Origin of the sequence: Weeksella virosa DSM 16922, assembly GCF_000189415.1 — a bacterium.
GTDB classification, from domain to species: domain Bacteria; phylum Bacteroidota; class Bacteroidia; order Flavobacteriales; family Weeksellaceae; genus Weeksella; species Weeksella virosa.
Genome location: NC_015144.1, coordinates 377501 through 394731, shown reverse-complemented (window position 1 = coordinate 394731; position 17231 = coordinate 377501). Strand labels below are relative to the sequence as shown.

The 17231-nt window shown below is 37.6% G+C and carries 11 protein-coding genes, 2 tRNA genes and 2 rRNA genes (1 of these 15 cut by a window edge); 13 read left to right on the top strand and 2 right to left on the bottom strand.

Annotated elements, in window-relative coordinates:
• The first annotated feature begins 17 nt into the window (after positions 1–17).
• The 6 genes from WEEVI_RS02045 (at position 18) to WEEVI_RS02020 (ending at position 8031) form a co-directional block, all read left to right on the top strand.
• Complete coding sequence (locus WEEVI_RS02045) at positions 18–500, top strand: MarR family winged helix-turn-helix transcriptional regulator (RefSeq protein WP_013597512.1); 483 nt, start codon at positions 18–20, stop codon at positions 498–500.
• Positions 484–2883 (top strand): 3-hydroxyacyl-CoA dehydrogenase/enoyl-CoA hydratase family protein, encoded by a 2400-nt coding sequence (locus WEEVI_RS02040; RefSeq protein ID WP_013597511.1) that lies wholly within the window; start codon positions 484–486, stop codon positions 2881–2883. The genes WEEVI_RS02045 and WEEVI_RS02040 overlap by 17 nt, the downstream gene beginning before the upstream one ends.
• 24 nt (positions 2884–2907) lie before the next feature.
• Positions 2908–4089, top strand: a complete 1182-nt coding sequence (locus tag WEEVI_RS02035; RefSeq protein ID WP_013597510.1) for an acetyl-CoA C-acyltransferase — start codon at positions 2908–2910, stop codon at positions 4087–4089.
• Between the two features lie 76 nt (positions 4090–4165).
• Positions 4166–5968: an acyl-CoA dehydrogenase FadE gene (locus tag WEEVI_RS02030; RefSeq protein ID WP_013597509.1), complete on the top strand. Its 1803-nt coding sequence runs from the start codon at positions 4166–4168 to the stop codon at positions 5966–5968.
• A gap of 242 nt (positions 5969–6210) precedes the next feature.
• Positions 6211–6879, top strand: a complete 669-nt coding sequence (locus WEEVI_RS02025) for an SIR2 family NAD-dependent protein deacylase (RefSeq protein ID WP_013597508.1) — start codon at positions 6211–6213, stop codon at positions 6877–6879.
• Positions 6880–6894: 15 nt separating this feature from the next.
• Positions 6895–8031: a M20/M25/M40 family metallo-hydrolase gene (locus tag WEEVI_RS02020; RefSeq protein ID WP_013597507.1), complete on the top strand. Its 1137-nt coding sequence runs from the start codon at positions 6895–6897 to the stop codon at positions 8029–8031.
• Between the two features lie 120 nt (positions 8032–8151).
• Here the strand turns inward: WEEVI_RS02020 and WEEVI_RS02015 are convergent, their stop codons facing one another.
• Positions 8152–9525, bottom strand: a complete 1374-nt coding sequence (locus WEEVI_RS02015; RefSeq protein ID WP_013597506.1) for a hypothetical protein — start codon at positions 9523–9525, stop codon at positions 8152–8154.
• A gap of 119 nt (positions 9526–9644) precedes the next feature.
• Between WEEVI_RS02015 and WEEVI_RS02010 the strand changes: the two genes are divergently transcribed.
• Together WEEVI_RS02010 and WEEVI_RS02005 are read left to right on the top strand one after the other, a co-directional pair.
• Entirely contained in the window at positions 9645–9902 is a 258-nt protein-coding gene (locus WEEVI_RS02010) for a type B 50S ribosomal protein L31 (protein WP_013597505.1), read from the top strand.
• Between the two features lie 137 nt (positions 9903–10039).
• Positions 10040–11215: a proline dehydrogenase family protein gene (locus WEEVI_RS02005; RefSeq protein WP_013597504.1), complete on the top strand. Its 1176-nt coding sequence runs from the start codon at positions 10040–10042 to the stop codon at positions 11213–11215.
• 50 nt (positions 11216–11265) lie between these two features.
• On the opposite strand, the gene WEEVI_RS02000 is transcribed toward WEEVI_RS02005, so the two are convergent.
• Positions 11266–11574 (bottom strand): hypothetical protein, encoded by a 309-nt coding sequence (locus WEEVI_RS02000; RefSeq protein WP_013597503.1) that lies wholly within the window; start codon positions 11572–11574, stop codon positions 11266–11268.
• Between the two features lie 361 nt (positions 11575–11935).
• On the opposite strand from WEEVI_RS02000, the gene priA reads away from it, so the two are divergent.
• From priA to WEEVI_RS01975, 5 genes are all read left to right on the top strand, one after another.
• On the top strand, positions 11936–14392 hold the full coding sequence (gene priA / locus WEEVI_RS01995; protein ID WP_013597502.1) for a replication restart helicase PriA: 2457 nt from the start codon (positions 11936–11938) through the stop codon (positions 14390–14392).
• Positions 14393–14934: 542 nt separating this feature from the next.
• Positions 14935–16455: ribosomal RNA gene (locus WEEVI_RS01990) — 16S ribosomal RNA — on the top strand.
• A gap of 130 nt (positions 16456–16585) precedes the next feature.
• Positions 16586–16659: transfer RNA gene (locus WEEVI_RS01985), tRNA-Ile, on the top strand.
• Between the two features lie 21 nt (positions 16660–16680).
• Positions 16681–16754: transfer RNA gene (locus tag WEEVI_RS01980), tRNA-Ala, on the top strand.
• Between the two features lie 255 nt (positions 16755–17009).
• Positions 17010–17231: ribosomal RNA gene (locus WEEVI_RS01975) — 23S ribosomal RNA — on the top strand; it runs 2557 nt beyond the window's last position.
• Together the 16S and 23S rRNA genes with 2 tRNA genes alongside form the textbook arrangement of a ribosomal RNA operon.

The window sequence follows — 17231 nt, the reverse complement described above, 5'->3', positions numbered from 1 at the left end:
ATTTGTTTCTAACATATATGCAATATTTATATTATAATATGGTAAGAGAAGATTTAACCATCGATTATTTATTAAGGACAACTTGGCTTGCGGTGCAAAAAATGTACAACGAACAAGCAAGCAAGTACGAATCTACAATGGTTTATGCTTTTACTTTATTATCTATTGATCCCAAAAATGGAACGCCAAGCACATCTCTTGGTCCGAAAATGGGAATCGAGCCAACGAGTTTATCTCGAACACTCAATAAATTAGAAGCAAGAAATTTCATCGAGCGCATACCAAATCCAGAAGATGGGCGCAGTGTTTTGGTAACACTAACCAAGGAAGGCTTACGTATGCGAGATATTTCAAGACAAACCGTATTTCAGTTCAATGAGGTGATTACAAACAATATTTCTCCCGATCGATTGAAGGTTTTTCTCGAAGTAATGTATGATATAAACCGATTAATTTCCGATAAAAAAATATTTAAAAACAATTATGAGAAGACACATTAAACACGTAACCGTTTTAGGATCAGGTGTAATGGGGTCTGGTATTGCTTGTCATCTAGCCAATATCGGACTCGAAGTCTTGATGCTGGATATGGTTCCGCGCGAGCTCACTCCGCAAGAACAAGCCAAAGGTCTTACCTTAGAGAGCAAAATAGTACGTAACCGTACTGCACAATCACATTTAGATGCTGCTCTAAAAAGCAATCCTTCACCGATCTATGACAAAGCTTTTGCTTCGCGCATTACGGTAGGAAATTTTGATGATGATTTAGATAAAATCAAAAACTCTGATTGGGTGATAGAAGTAATCATCGAACGTTTGGATATCAAAAAATCTATGTTCGAAAAAGTAGATGCACTTCGTACACCCGGTACATTTATTACCACGAACACTTCCGGAATTCCTATTCATTTAATGGCCGAAGGTCGTACAGAAGATTTCCAAAAACACTTCTGTGGTACCCACTTCTTCAATCCACCACGGTATCTAAAGCTTTTCGAAATTATTCCTGGACCAAAAACCGATCACAAAGTTGTCGAATTCTTCCAAAACTACGCTTCCCTATATCTAGGGAAAACACCAGTGTTGTGTAAGGATACTCCAGGATTTATCGGGAATAGAGTAGGCGTTTATTCGATGGCAAAAATCATGGAGTTGACCCAAGAAATCGGACTGACAATTGAAGAAGTAGATACCTTGACAGGATCTATTCTAGGTCGTCCGAAAACTGGAACCTTCAAGTTAGGTGATTTGGTAGGATTAGATACAGCTTACAATGTAACCAAAGGATTACAACAAAACGCCACTCAGGATCAAATGATTCAAGAACTAAAAGAATCTAAATTCTTAGACTTCTTGATTAATAATAAATTCTTAGGAGATAAAACCGGGAAAGGATTTTATTACAAAGAAAAAGCCGAAGACGGAAGCTGGAATCGTTTCGCATTAGACCTCGATTCACTGACCTACCGTCCAATGGTAAGAGCAAAAGTTGCTGCAGTAGAAGCTGCAAAACAAGCAGGGTCTACGAAAAATAAATTAACTGTTTTGCTCAAAGATTCAGGTAAAGCAGGAGAATTAATCCGAAAACATTTTGCATCATTGTTTGCTTATGTATCGCAAAGAGTTCCCGAAATTACCGATGTTTTCTATCCTATCGATGACGCAATCCGAACGGGATATGCATGGAAAATCGGACCTTTCGAAACTTGGGATTTGGTAGGATTACAAAAAGGGATCGAATTAGTAGAAGCCGAAGGTTATCAAGTTGCAGATTGGGTAAAAGAATTGGCCAAAACTGGAGCGGATAGTTTTTATAAAATAGAAAATGGTAAAAAGTTATTCTACAATCAAAATACCAAAACTTTCGATCCAATTCCAGGTCAAGACGCATTTATCATCTTAGATAATATACGAAAAACCAACGAAATTTGGTCGAATAAAGAATGTTCTATCCAAGATTTAGGAGATGGGATCATCAATATCGAGTTCCGTTCGAAAATGAACTCTCTTGGAGGAGGTGTTCTCCAGGGAATCAACAAAGGAATCGATCTTGCCGAAAAAGAATACCGAGGGGTTGTAATAGGAAACCAAGCCGATAACTTCTCTGTAGGAGCAAATCTAGCCATGATTATGATGATGGCTGCAGAACAAGACTGGTGGGAGCTGAATATGGCAATAAAAATGTTCCAAGATACGATGATGCGCGTACGCTACTCATCAATACCAGTAATTTCTGCACCACACGGAATGGCTTTAGGTGGCGGATGCGAAGTCTCTATCCATGCAGACAAAATGGTAGCGGCTGCTGAAACATATATTGGTTTGGTAGAAGTTGGCGTTGGTCTTATTCCAGGAGGAGGAGGTTCTAAAGAATTCACACGCCGTGCAATGATGAATCTTCTAAAAGATGATGTGAAAGTGAACCACTTACGCGATTACTTTATGAATATCGCAACAGCTAAAGTAGCAACTTCTGCCTACGAAGCTAAGAATATGGGAATCGTTCGCGATCAAGACGTTATTGTAGTCAATACAGATCGCCAGATTGCTGAAGCAAAAAAACAAGCAATCCTTTTAGCCGAAGCCGGTTATACCCAACCTGTACGTGAAAAAATTAGAGTGTTAGGACGCGAAGCTATGGGGATGTTCTACGTAGGAACAGATTCTATGGTGGCAGGTAATTTTGCTACTGATCACGATCGTTTGATTGCTAATAAATTAGGTTATGTAATGACTGGAGGAAACTTGTCAGAATCCACAGAAGTAAGCGAACAATATTTACTAGATTTAGAGCGTGAAGCTTTCTTATCACTATGTGGAGAAAGAAAAACCTTAGAGCGTATCCAACATATGTTGAAAACCGGAAAACCATTACGTAACTAGTAATCGTCTAAAATTATAATAAAAATGAAACAAGCATATATAGTAACAGGATATAGAACGGCTGTTGGTAAAGCACCAAAAGGAACATTACGTTTCACTCGCCCAGATGATATGTCGGCAGTGGTGATAAAAAGACTTATGCAAGACCTTCCGAATTTAGATCCTGCAAGAATCGACGACCTTATCGTAGGTTGTGCCATGCCAGAAGCAGAACAAGGACTCAATATGGCTCGTCTTATCTCTTTAATGGGGTTAGATACAGACAAAGTCCCAGGAGTTACCGTAAATCGCTATTGTGCTTCAGGTTCTGAAGCCATTGCACTAGCAGCTGCAAAAATTAGAACAGGAATGGCAGAGTGCATCATCGCAGGTGGTGCAGAATCTATGTCGTATATCCCTATGGGAGGTTTCAAACCTATGCCCGATACCAATTTATCTAGCAAACACCCAGATTATTATTGGGGAATGGGGCTGACGGCTGAAGAAGTTGCTAAAGAGTATAAAGTTTCTAGAGAAGAACAAGATGAATTCTCTTTTCAGTCTCACCAAAAAGCATTAAAAGCTAATGCAGAAGGAAAATTTGCTTCGCAAATCGTTCCGATAGAAGTTGATTATAATTTTTTGGATGCAAACGAAAAAATGCAAACCAAGAGAATAGAATTCAAAGTTGACGAAGGTCCACGAGCAGATACTTCTTTAGAGGGTTTAGCAAGATTACGTCCAGTTTTTGCACAAGGCGGATCTGTAACAGCAGGTAACTCATCACAAATGTCAGACGGTGCAGCTTTTGTAATGGTTATGTCAGAAGATATGGTCAAAGAACTAGGCTTAGAACCAGTTGCTCGTCTAATGGCTTATTCTACGGTAGGTGTACCTCCACGTATCATGGGGATTGGACCACTGTATGCTGTGCCAAAAGCCTTACAACAAGCAGGTCTGAAAGTAAAAGATATCGATTTGTTCGAACTCAACGAAGCCTTTGCTTCTCAATCGGTAGCAGTTGTACGAGAATTAGGATTAGATCCTGCAAAAGTAAATGTCAACGGTGGAGCAATAGCCTTAGGTCATCCGCTAGGATGCACAGGAACAAAACTTACTGTTCAACTATTGCACGAGATGGAAGCTCAGAAAGCAAAATATGGAGTAGTAACCATGTGTGTAGGAACAGGGCAAGGCGCAGCTTCTGTATTCGAATACCTAAGATAAAAAAATCATCTTCGGATGGTTTCCAATCCGAAGATGATTCCAGAAGATAACAAATAAAACATCAAGAATAAAAATTATGTCAACACAACCAAATAGATTAATCGGAGGTGAGTATTTAGTTAAAAATGCCACTTATAACGATATCTTCACTTATGAAGATTTCTCAGAAGAACAACGAATGATTATCGAGTCTGCAAAAGAATTTATCGACAAAGAAGTTGTTCCAAAAAAACATCAAATAGAAAAGAAAGATTACGCACTTATCGAAGAATTGATGCGTAAAATAGGAGAATTAGGATTATTAGGAATATCTATCCCAGAAGAATATGGAGGATTGGGCATGGGATTCGTTACTACAATGTTGGTGTGTGATTACATCTCAGGTGCTACCGGATCACTTGCTACAGCTTTTGGAGCACACACCGGAATCGGAACTATGCCTATCTTATTGTACGGGACAGAAGAGCAAAAACAAAAATATTTACCAAAATTAGCAACCGGTGAATGGTTTTCTTCTTATTGCTTAACAGAACCCGAAGCAGGATCAGATGCAAACTCAGGTAAAACAAAAGCTGTTTTGTCTGAAGATGGAAAAGAATATATCATCACAGGACAAAAAATGTGGATCACCAACGCAGGATTTGCTGATATTTTCATCGTGTTCGCACGTATCGATGATGACAAAAATATTACAGCTTTCATCGTAGAAAAAGATAAAGCAGGTGAAGGCTTTTCTTTAGGTGAAGAAGAAGATAAATTAGGAATTGTTTCTTCATCGACTCGTCAAGTATTCTTCAACGAAGTACGTGTACCAGTAGAAAACTTATTAGGAGAACGTAATGGAGGATTCAAAATAGCTATGAATGCTCTAAATGTTGGACGTATCAAATTAGGTGCAGCATGTTTAGATGCACAACGCCGCGTATTAAACAATTCTCTACAATACGCATCTGAGCGAAAACAATTCAACGTATCGATCAATACTTTTGGAGCAATCCAAGAAAAATTAGCCGATATGGCAGTTGCAACTTTTACATCCGAAGCAGGTGCTTACCGCGCAGCAAAAGATATTCAAGATGCAATTGAAGATAACATCGCAAAAGGAATGCCGCATAACGAAGCCGAACTGAAAGGAATCGAAGAGTATGCAATAGAAGCATCTATACTAAAAGTATGGATATCAGAAGCTGCACAAAAAGCATCAGACGAAGGAATCCAAATTTACGGAGGAATGGGGTACTCTAAAGAAATGCCGATGGAAGCTGCTTGGCGCGATGCTCGTATCTCTCGTATCTACGAAGGTACCAACGAAATCAACTCGTTGCTTTGTATCTCTATGTTGGTGAAAAGAGCTTTTCAAGGACGAATAGACTTGATGACGCCTGCTATGGATGTGGCTAATGAGTTGATGAGCATACCTTCATTCGATATACCTGATTATACCGAACTTTTTGCACAAGAAAAAGAAATCATCATCAACCTGAAAAAAGCTTTCTTCATGGTTGCCGGTGCAGCTTTGCAAAAATTTGGAGCTGATTTAGAAAAACACCAACAATTGATTTTGGCCGCATCTCGTATAATGCAAGAAATTTATATGGTAGAATCTGCCATGTTGCGTGCAGAGAAAATTGCAGCTGTAAAAGGAAATGATGTAGCAGCAAATGCTGTGAAATTGGTGCAGTTACAATTATTTAAATCAGTAGAAATCATCAAAACAGAAGCTACAAGAGGAATTGTTTCGTTTGCAGAAGGTGATGAACAACGCATGATGTTGTCTGGTCTACGTCGTTTCACTCGTTACAATGAATATCCAAACGTTGTTAACTTGAAAAATGATATAGCTCAACTGATTATTGAGAAAAACGAATATGTTTACTAAAACAATCTACTATCATCCTATCAAAACTATAAGTTAATATAACTAGGATATTGTTGATGAGGTAACGATAGAACGTTTTACAAAACACTAATAAAGCCAAATTCATAGTCTCTATTTCGTAGATTGGCATTTTAGATTTTATAGAAAAGGTCTCGGTTTTGATTAATCGAGGCTTTTTTGTATATCATTTTTCAGCCAATAAAAGAGAAAAGCTTATCTTACCCTCTACAAAAAATAGAAAAATGAAAAATATTGTTGTTCTAACGGGAGCCGGTATCAGTGCAGAAAGTGGAATTTCTACATTTCGAGATAGTAACGGCTTGTGGGAAAATCATGATATCATGGAAGTAGCCTCGATCGACGGTTGGCATAGAAACCCAGCTTTGGTGTTGGAGTTTTATAACCAAAGAAGAAGACAATTAAAAAACGTAATGCCCAATGCCGCACATGAGTATTTGGCAAAATTAGAAGAAAAATATCACGTAAATATCATTACACAGAATGTAGATAATTTACACGAAAAAGCAGGTTCTACACAAGTTATCCATTTGCATGGTGAACTAACAAAAGCATGCAGCGAAAAGAATAAATCGTTGGCAGTAGATTGGTGGGATGATATCGTACTTGGAGATTTGGCCGAAGATGGTGCACAACTCAGACCTTATATTGTATGGTTTGGAGAAGCCGTACCGATGATGGAAAAAGCAATAGAGCTCGTTCTGCAGGCTGATTTGTTTTTGGTAATCGGCACATCTCTACAAGTGTATCCAGCAGCATCTTTACTAGATTTTGTGCCCAACAACTGTCCGATCTATTATATCGACCCAAAAGCAGATGAAATAAATTATTCTTCCAAAATTAATACGATAAGAAAAACAGCAACAGAAGGGGTGAAATGTTTAAATTTGTAGGATTTTAATAAACACATGAGAAAAATTTTTATCGTTCTTGGATTAATCGTTGCTCAGTGGAGCAACGCACAAACATATCAATCGCACATACAATCAGTAGTTGATAAAGTTAATGCAGAGTCAATTTATACAAACCTCGAAAACTTTGTAAGTTTTGGTGAGAAACGCGACGGAAGTCTTGCGCACGAAAAAGCACGAAAATGGCTACTCGGTCTCTATCAAGAAATGGGTTATTCGGATATCGAATTACATGCTTTCACGCTCAATGGTAAAACGACCTATAATATTATTGTTACCAAAAAAGGTACTAAATACCCCGATGAGTATATTATAGTCGATGGTCATTATGATACAATCAATGGACCAGGCGCAAATGATAATGGCTCGGGGACAACCGCTCTTCTAGAAATAGCTCGTTTACTAAAAGATGTCGAAACCGAATATTCTATTAAATTTATCCATTTTACTGCTGAAGAAATAGGTCTATTGGGCAGTAAAGCTTATGTAGAACAAAAAGTGATACCAGAAAACATCAACATAAAATTGGTGTTCAATATCGATGAAATCGGAGGTGTAAACGGTAAAGTAAATAATAAAGTTATCTGTGAATACGACAACTCTTCACCACAACACAACAATCAAGCATCTCGAGTAGTTACCCAACAAATGGCAAATATTTTTGGTTTATACACCTCATTAGCAACCGAACAAAGCTATGCATATTCCTCAGACTATATGCCCTTTCAGAATGCTGGTTTTGTAATCACAGGTTTGTTCGAAGGTAACCATTCGCCTTATCCACACACTAGTCGAGATACAATCGCCAATTTAGACAAAGATTACCTGGTTCAAGTAATCAAAGGTGCTGTAGCATCGACCATGCATTTTGCAGGTGCATCGGCTTCTATGGGAGTGGCAGATTATACAGAAAATCTTCTTGTGCTTACCCCAAATCCTACCCAAAATACAGTGAAATGGAATAAGCATATCAAAGCAAAAGCTTATGAGCTTTATAACATAGAAGGACAGCTACAGAGCAAAGGGATAACCAATACAAATGAATTGTCGTTGCAGAATCTAGAAAAAGGGATTTATCAGTTGGTTTTGATGACCGAAAAAGGAAGATTCACAGCAAAACTAATCAAAGAATAATATAATAATAGTTCGGTAGGATGAGTTCTATCGTATTAGTGAAAAGAAAATAGCTGTTTTTATAATTATAAAAACAGCTATTTTCTTTGAATGTAGCTAATATTTATACTAGAAATATTTTTATTGGATGGCTCCCAAATTCGGAGAAACAGTACGATTCATTCCATAAATATCAAGTGGATACTGCGTAGCATAACTAGATTTGCCCTTGCCGATAGCCGGAGAATCTTCTTTTAAACGTAAATTATTACCCGTATAAAATGGATTGATAAAGAGCGGATCTCCTATTATACTTGCCGAAAATCCTGGTGTTGAAGTCATGTCTAGCGTAGAAGTATCTAGGTTTTTTAGCAAATTCGTGTCGAATAAATAATTAAAGGCAACCGAATTATTTTTATGAAATGCGATGGCGTTTGCCGAACGATCACTATAGAAAATAGAGTTGGCAAAAATAGCTTGGGTTAGTGGATTGCTTTGTTGTTCATCCAGATCTGTATTGCTCAAATATAATGAGTAGGCTGGTCCTGCAGTACCAATCATGCTAAAATAATTTGCAAAAGTAGAATGATAGAAAGCGTATTTTCCACCATTGGTTAAGGCAAGTGCGGCACTGTTAGCATTATTTAACAAAAGATTTACCCCGAGAATTTCGGCATTATTAGCCAAAATTCCAAAGTTTTGATGGTTTACAATATAGCTATTTCTGATGTCTAAATTGGCTTGATTGACTTCTAACCCGATTTGTCCACCGATGATTTTTGCATAGTTGATTATCGAAGTTGATCGAGGTTTCAGCTCTATTTTGTTCCACTGATTTGGTAAAGAATCATACCGAGAATCATGTCTTGCCGAGCGAAACTTTACATAATTGTTTACATTTCCTTCTACCGTAAACTGCGCATCGTCATTAATGGTAAGTTTTGCATCTTTCTCAAAATAGACTTTCGATCCAGCACTAATATTTAAGGATTGTTGCACTACGACGTTTCCGCTAATTACTTGGGAAGTATTGGCATCCCACGATGTAGAACCGATAGTTTGGTCTTGCAAGAAATTTGCATTTTCGATCCATGATAATAATTTCACTTGCTTCTTTTCGCTAGTAGTTTCTACAACTAGTTCGTCATCATACAATGGATTGTTTGGGGCGTCTTTTGCATGGATTTCTACAAAGACAAATATACTATCGCGTCCACGGATAGCTACATTCTCAAAATCTTTCCCAGCGCGTCCATCAACATTGATTTGAAAGTAAGAATTATTACCTTTGTTGAGGTAAATTTTAGGAATAACTTTGTTGTCTTTGTCGTTATTGTAGATTTTTAGGACATAAGTTTCAGATTTTCGATGATTGAAAACCGTATCAACACTAAGGGTGTCACGATTGAATGAAATCCCTGTGCTAATAGGATCATAATCAAAATCATCCCGGCAAGATTGTAACACAATACCACCCAAAAGAGTAGTGCCCAATAAGATGTTGCGTAATTTCATTTGGTTTTAAATTATCAAACAAATATAAAGAATAAATTTACTTTATTTTTATTGTTTAGTATAGATATTTTGTTATCTTTGCACTCCGTTAGTAAAGTTGAATAAGTAATCATAGTTTTATGAAAAAAGATATCCACCCAAGTAATTATCGTTTAGTGGCATTCAAAGATATGTCAAACGAAGAAGTGTTTATTACGCGTTCATGTGCTGAAACAAAAGACACCATAGAGGTTGATGGAGTAGAGTATCCGTTAGTGAAAATGGAGATTTCTTCTACCTCACACCCTTTTTATACAGGTAAACAAAAATTAGTAGATACCGCAGGACGTATTGATAAGTTTAGAAGTAAGTACGCGAAAAGAGCTGCTAAACAATAGAAAATAGAAGTTGTTTTACTTCGAACTATTAATTTCTATTGTTATCATAAACAAAAACCTATAAGTTGTTTGCTTGTAGGTTTTTTTTATATGTAAATTTGTAAAAAGTTAATTGATTATACTAAATTTTATAGCGCATGTCTTTGTTCGATAATACTGAATATGCTTTTCAAGTAAAGTCTGATCAAGAGTTGAAAAAGGCTCATCTTCTTTTCAAACTCATCGGAAATGAAGGGTTGACTAAATTAGGAGGTAAAATTTTTAATATTGCACCATTTTTGGTAAGTTTTCCGATGGTGAAGCCTCTCATCAGAAAAACTATTTATTCTCAATTCGTAGGTGGAGAAACACCGCAAGAAGCCATCAAGGTTGCCAACGAATTGTATCGCTATCACGTAAGTTCTATCTTAGATTATTCGGTAGAAGGGCAAACAGAAGAAAGTGATTTCGATCACGTGCGCGACGTAATGCTCGAACTTATTGATATAAGTAAAAACAACCCTTCGATCCCGTTTGTGGTTTTCAAACCAACGGCCTTTGGTCGAATAGAATTGTGGGAAAAAGTTGGTAAAAAAACTCAACTCAATCCAGAAGAAACCAAAGCTTGGGAAAATACAAGAAAACGCTTCGAAGATGTTTGTGAGAAAGGTTATCAATTAGATGTTAATATCATGATCGATGCCGAGGAAACTTGGATGCAAGATGCCGCAGACGATTTGTGCGACGTGATGATGATGAAATACAACCAAAAACGTCCCGTAATTTGGAATACACTACAAATGTATCGGCACGATCGTTTAGCATATCTGAAAACCATGTATGAAAAAGCACAAAAAGACAACTACTTTCTAGGATATAAAATTGTGCGTGGTGCATACATGGAGAAAGAGCGTGAACGTGCACAAGCAGAAGCTTACCCGTCGCCAATACAGCCAAACAAAGAAGCATCGGATAGAGATTACGACTTGGCATTAGAATTTATTGCCTCTCACCACGAGCGTTTTGGTTTATTTGCAGGTACGCACAATGAAGGTAGTTGTGAATTGCTCGCTAAACTAATGAACGAAAACGGAATCGAGAAAAATAATCCAAACTTCTGGTTTGGACAATTATTTGGGATGAGCGATAATATTTCATTTAATCTTGCGCATTTAGGATACAATATTGCAAAATATTTACCTTATGGCCCAATAAAGGAAGTAATGCCTTATTTGATTCGTCGTGCACAAGAAAACACTTCTGTTGCAGGACAGACAGGGCGCGAGCTGATGCTGATCGAAAAAGAATTAGAGCGTCGTAAAAAAATAAAATAACCTGTTCTGTGTTATGATAAAATCCACCCGAACTGAGTGGATTTTTTTGTTTAACTATTTTTTTTCTTGATTGTAATCTTGCCTTTATGTTCATGATACATCAGACAAGTTGCTTTATCTGCTGGCTCTTTGCAATCTTTCTCAAAATTATAAATAACACTTACAGTTTCACCATCTTTTTTGTCCGAAAGCAGCTCATTGTTACAAACCAAATAGTCCTCCATATTATTAACACGAATATAAGTTCCTGTACAATCTCTTACAATTGTTCCTGATAGTAATTGGTTTTGTTTGATACTTGTGCTACAAGAAAATAGAGCCAAGGTGAAAAAAGTGGTTAATGTGAAAAATAGTTTCATATTATAATATATTAATTCATTTTAAGTATAAAGATATAATATATATATATAAGCAATATAAATTTAACTATTCTTTTAACTTCTATATTTATTGAGCGATAGCGTTGTAAATATTAGTAATAAAGCGACTATAAAAAAATAACAATCGAAAAAAATGGCATTTATATAATGGCAATATCTATTATATCATCTATTTTGTAACATTAGAAGAGTTTATACTTTTATTTTCAATCAAATGAAAAATGGATGTTGGAAAAAAAAATAAAGTATTATTATAGATGATAAATGCAAAAAATATTTCTAAAATTTACCTTTCAATTCTTATCAGAATCTTATTAACTTGTGAACCTAAACTCATAAAATGACAACGAATTATTTTGCCGAAATTATTTTACCACTTTCGTTAAATGGTACGTTTACGTATCATCTTTCCAAGTATGATTTACAGCAAATAAAAGTCGGTCAGCGTGTTTCGGTACCATTCGGAACGCAAAAACTGTATACAGGAATAGTACACTCATTGCATCAAAATAAGCCAGAATTATATAAAACAAAAGGCATCCATGCTTTCCTCGATCAAGAACCTTTGGTAACCCAAAAACAAATAGAGCTATGGGAGTGGATAGCTTCTTATTATATGTGTTCATTAGGTGATGTTTACCGCAATGCGTTACCATCTGCCCTGAAATTAGAAAGTTTAACCTACGTTCGTTTGGTCGATCCTAATTTCGATGCAATCGAAATATTAACAGAACCCGAAATATTGGTCGTGAAAGCACTGCAAAATACAACAATGCTTTCGGTAAACGAAATTGCTTTGATTATAGAAGATTTTTCTGCAATTCAAGTACTCAAATCTTTGTGGGAAAAAGGAGTCGTTCGGGTGGATGAAAAACTGCATGAAAAATATACACCAAAAATAGAGAATTATGTACGAATTCTACCCGATCTAAAAAAGAATGAATTAGAGTTCAGAAAAGCAATTCAGCAATTAGACAAAGCACCCAAACAAAGAGAAACTCTACTTCGATTAATTGCCTTAGAAACACAAACTACAAAACCGATAAAAGTTCCCGAATTGGTGAAGCAAGGTTCGTCTAATGCAGCAATAAACGCAATGGTCGAGAAAAATATCTTGCAAGTATATCAGCTTCAGTCATCACGCGTAGACAAAGAGGAATCCGATAAGGAGAGTATTTCACTCCTTACAAAAGCCCAACAATATGCACTGCAAGAATTAAAATCAGGGTTTCTCACTCATTCTATTGCCTTGTTGCATGGCGTAACTTCTAGTGGTAAAACAGAATTGTATCTCCAATTGATGCAAGATTATTTGGCAGAAAAAAAAACAGTGCTCTATCTTTTACCAGAAATTGGAGTAACAACACAAATCGTTCAGCGGGTGAAAAAACACTTCGGGGAGAGAGTGGGGGTTTATCACTCAAAATACAATCAGAACGAAAAGGTAGAACTTTGGCAAAATACTTTGCATCAAAAATACGACATAATCATAGGCTCTCGATCGGCTGTTTTTTTACCATTAAAGAACCTTGGCTTGGTAATTATCGATGAGGAACACGAGTCATCGTACAAACAAATAGATGCGAAGCCTTATTATAACGCACGAGATACAGCTTTGGTTTTGGCAAAAAAATTTTCAGCAAAAGTAGTTTTAGGTTCAGCAACTCCTTCTTTAGAAACATATTACTATGCCCAAAAAGGAGTATATAAATATATTTCGCTCACAGAACGTTTTGGCAAAGTACCATTGCCGAGCATAAATCTTGTCGATCTGCGTAAAGCTCAAAAAGAAAAAGAAATAACAGAAGACATTTCGCATATTTTGCGCAATGCAATACAAGAGGAGCTAGATCGCAAAAAACAAGTCATTATTTTCCAGAATCGGCGAGGATTTGCACCGGTCACCGAATGCGAAACATGTGGATATACACCAGAATGTCCGAACTGCGACGTGAGTCTTACGTATCATAAACTATTCAATCAACTTAAATGCCATTATTGTGGACATGCGCAAAGCAAACCTGTACGCTGCCCATCTTGTGGTAGTAATTCTTTGGTAACAAAAGGTATTGGTACTGAGCAGATTCAGCTTCAATTAGAAAAAATATTTCCTGCAGCAATCATCAAAAGAATGGATGTAGATGCAATGCGTAAGAAATTTGCCTACGAAAAACTAATCGAAGAATTTCAAAATAAAGAAATAGATATTTTAGTCGGAACGCAAATGATAACAAAAGGACTCGATTTTGGTGATGTAACTCTGGTTGGGGTTATTCGGGCCGACTCTTTGCTCAATTTTCCTGATTTTCGTGCACACGAAAAAGCGTTTCAATTGCTAACGCAAGTTGCAGGCCGTGCCGGAAGACGAGAAGAACAAGGGAAAGTATTGATCCAAGCTTATAATCCAGATCATCAAGTTTTGCAAAATGTAACAACTTATAATTACTCACAAACCATGAAAGATATATTATATGAACGCAAAAGTTTCCATTATCCACCATTTACTCGCCTAATTCAGTTCAGATTTAAACATAAAAACCAAGAACGTGTTCGCAAAACTGCCGAACAATTCGTTGAATTATTACGTCCACACTTTATGCCTCATTTACTGTTGGGTCCCGAAGAACCTTCTGTTGCGCGAATCAATAATCTCTATATTATGCAAGTAATGCTCAAAATAAATGAAAATCAATCACCCTCAAAAATCAAACGTTTTGTGCAAAACCAGATAGAAAAACTCCATACCATATCGGTTTATCGGTCTGTTCGGCTAGAGATTGATGTCGACCCACAATAAAAATATATTTTTTATAGCCAATAACAAATACATTATTTCGGTAGGATGAACCACAAAGCTTTCCCAAAAGATAGCAACAAAACCTCAAGCAACACATTATTTTTGATACATTTCACGATCCGAAGGAACACTAGGGCAGAAAAAATTTATATTTATTGCCCACACTTTCAATAGCTTAAAAAAAGAACTGTAAAAATCTTATAAAATTATTTGTTTAATTCATTTTAGAGTTCATATATTTGCACTCCCAATACACGAGAAGAGTAGTTGTGTAAGGGTTTTTTGAAATCGCGGATATAGGAATTAAGTCGAAGGAGTTTTATGCTTCTGAGAGTGTTTCGAAAAAAAATTTCAAAAACTTTTGTTAGATTAAATTTAATTCTTATCTTTGCACTCGCTTACGAAAAATAAGGTATTTTTTTGTGATGCGTAACAACTGAGGAGTTCATTTGACATAATATAACAAGAAGAAAAAATAAAGCCAAGCAAACGTCAATTAGAGTTGGAGTAGCTTTTCAGTATCGTATAAAGAAATTTATATTACAATGGAGAGTTTGATCCTGGCTCAGGATGAACGCTAGCGGGAGGCCTAACACATGCAAGCCGAGCGGTAGATTATCTTCGGATAATTGAGAGCGGCGTACGGGTGAGTATCGCGTATGTAACTTGCCTTATAGAATGGGATAGCCCGGAGAAATTCGGATTAATACCGTATATAAAGCTAGGTGGCATCATTTAGTTTTGAAAGATTTATCGCTATAAGATAGACATGCGTAAGATTAGATAGTTGGTGAGGTAACGGCTCACCAAGTCGATGATCTTTAGGGGTCCTGAGAGGGAGATCCCCCACACTGGGACTGAGACACGGCCCAGACTCCTACGGGAGGCAGCAGTGAGGAATATTGGACAATGGGTTAGCGCCTGATCCAGCCATCCCGCGTGCAGGATGACGGCCTTATGGGTTGTAAACTGCTTTTATATGTGAATAAACCTATCCACGAGTTGGATAGTTGAAGGTAGCATATGAATAAGCACCGGCTAACTCCGTGCCAGCAGCCGCGGTAATACGGAGGGTGCGAGCGTTATCCGGATTTATTGGGTTTAAAGGGTCCGTAGGCGGATCAATAAGTCAGTGGTGAAATCCTATCGCTTAACGATAGAACTGCCATTGATACTGTTGATCTAGAATTAGTTTGAAGTAGCTAGAATGTGTAGTGTAGCGGTGAAATGCATAGATATTACGCAGAATACCAATTGCGAAGGCAGGTTACTAAGTCTATATTGACGCTGATGGACGAAAGCGTGGGGAGCGAACAGGATTAGATACCCTGGTAGTCCACGCCGTAAACGATGGATACTTGCTGTTGGGTTTTCGGGCTCAGTGGTTAAGCGAAAGTAATAAGTATCCCACCTGGGGAGTACGATCGCAAGATTGAAACTCAAAAGGAATTGACGGGGGCCCGCACAAGCGGTGGAGCATGTGGTTTAATTCGATGATACGCGAGGAACCTTACCAAGGCTTAAATGCATAATGACAGATTTAGAAATAGATTTTTCTTCGGACAGAATGCAAGGTGCTGCATGGCTGTCGTCAGCTCGTGCCGTGAGGTGTTAGGTTAAGTCCTGCAACGAGCGCAACCCTTATCATTAGTTGCCAGCGTTTAAAGACGGGGACTCTAATGAGACTGCCGGCGTAAGCCGCGAGGAAGGTGGGGACGACGTCAAGTCATCACGGCCCTTACGTCTTGGGCTACACACGTGCTACAATGGCCGGTACAGAGGGCAGCTACCAGGTGACTGGATGCGAATCTCTAAAGCCGGTCTCAGTTCGGATTGGAGTCTGCAACTCGACTCTATGAAGCTGGAATCGCTAGTAATCGCATATCAGCCATGATGCGGTGAATACGTTCCCGGGCCTTGTACACACCGCCCGTCAAGCCATGGAAGCTGGGGGTACCTGAAGTTGGTGACCGTAACAGGAGCTACCTAGGGTAAAACTGGTAACTAGGGCTAAGTCGTAACAAGGTAGCCGTACCGGAAGGTGCGGCTGGAACATCTCATATTTAGAGTACATACGATGTGTTAGTTACGTAACAACCTATTTGTTGCTTGGTTTTTTTCTTTATTTGTATATTTTATATTTATGTTGGATGTATATATAAAACAAGACCGCTCTTTTTAGAGTTTAGAAAGAGTCTCATAGCTCAGCTGGTTAGAGCGCTACACTGATAATGTAGAGGTCGGCAGTTCGAGTCTGCCTGAGACTACGAGGTTAACACTTAAAAAGAGGGGAATTAGCTCAGCTGGCTAGAGCGCCTGCCTTGCACGCAGGAGGTCATCGGTTCGACTCCGATATTCTCCACTATAGATCTTGTTATTTACTATCAAGATATAGAAGAAGTTCATTGACATACTGGAATAATTACTATAATTAATTATTATTTAAATGATTTAAATATAGTAAGCATATAGAAGACGATAAAACGATAAATCGAAAAAATAATTAACGAGTAAGATTAACAAGCACGACAATTAGTTGTGTACTACAGGTTTTTTATAATCAATTTATTATGAATTATTCATTAATATTTAAAATTTTATAGAAGGCCACTTGAGAAAAAAAGTTACAAAGGGCGTACGGCGGATGCCTAGGCTCTCAGAGGCGATGAAGGACGTGATAAGCTGCGATAAGCTGCGGGTATTGGCACATACGATTCGATCCGCAGATTTCCGAATGGGGCAACCCGTCAGGTTGAAGGCCTGACACCTATTAATTAGGGGCGAACGTGGGGAACTGAAACATCTAAGTACCCATAGGAAAAGAAATCAATTGAGATTC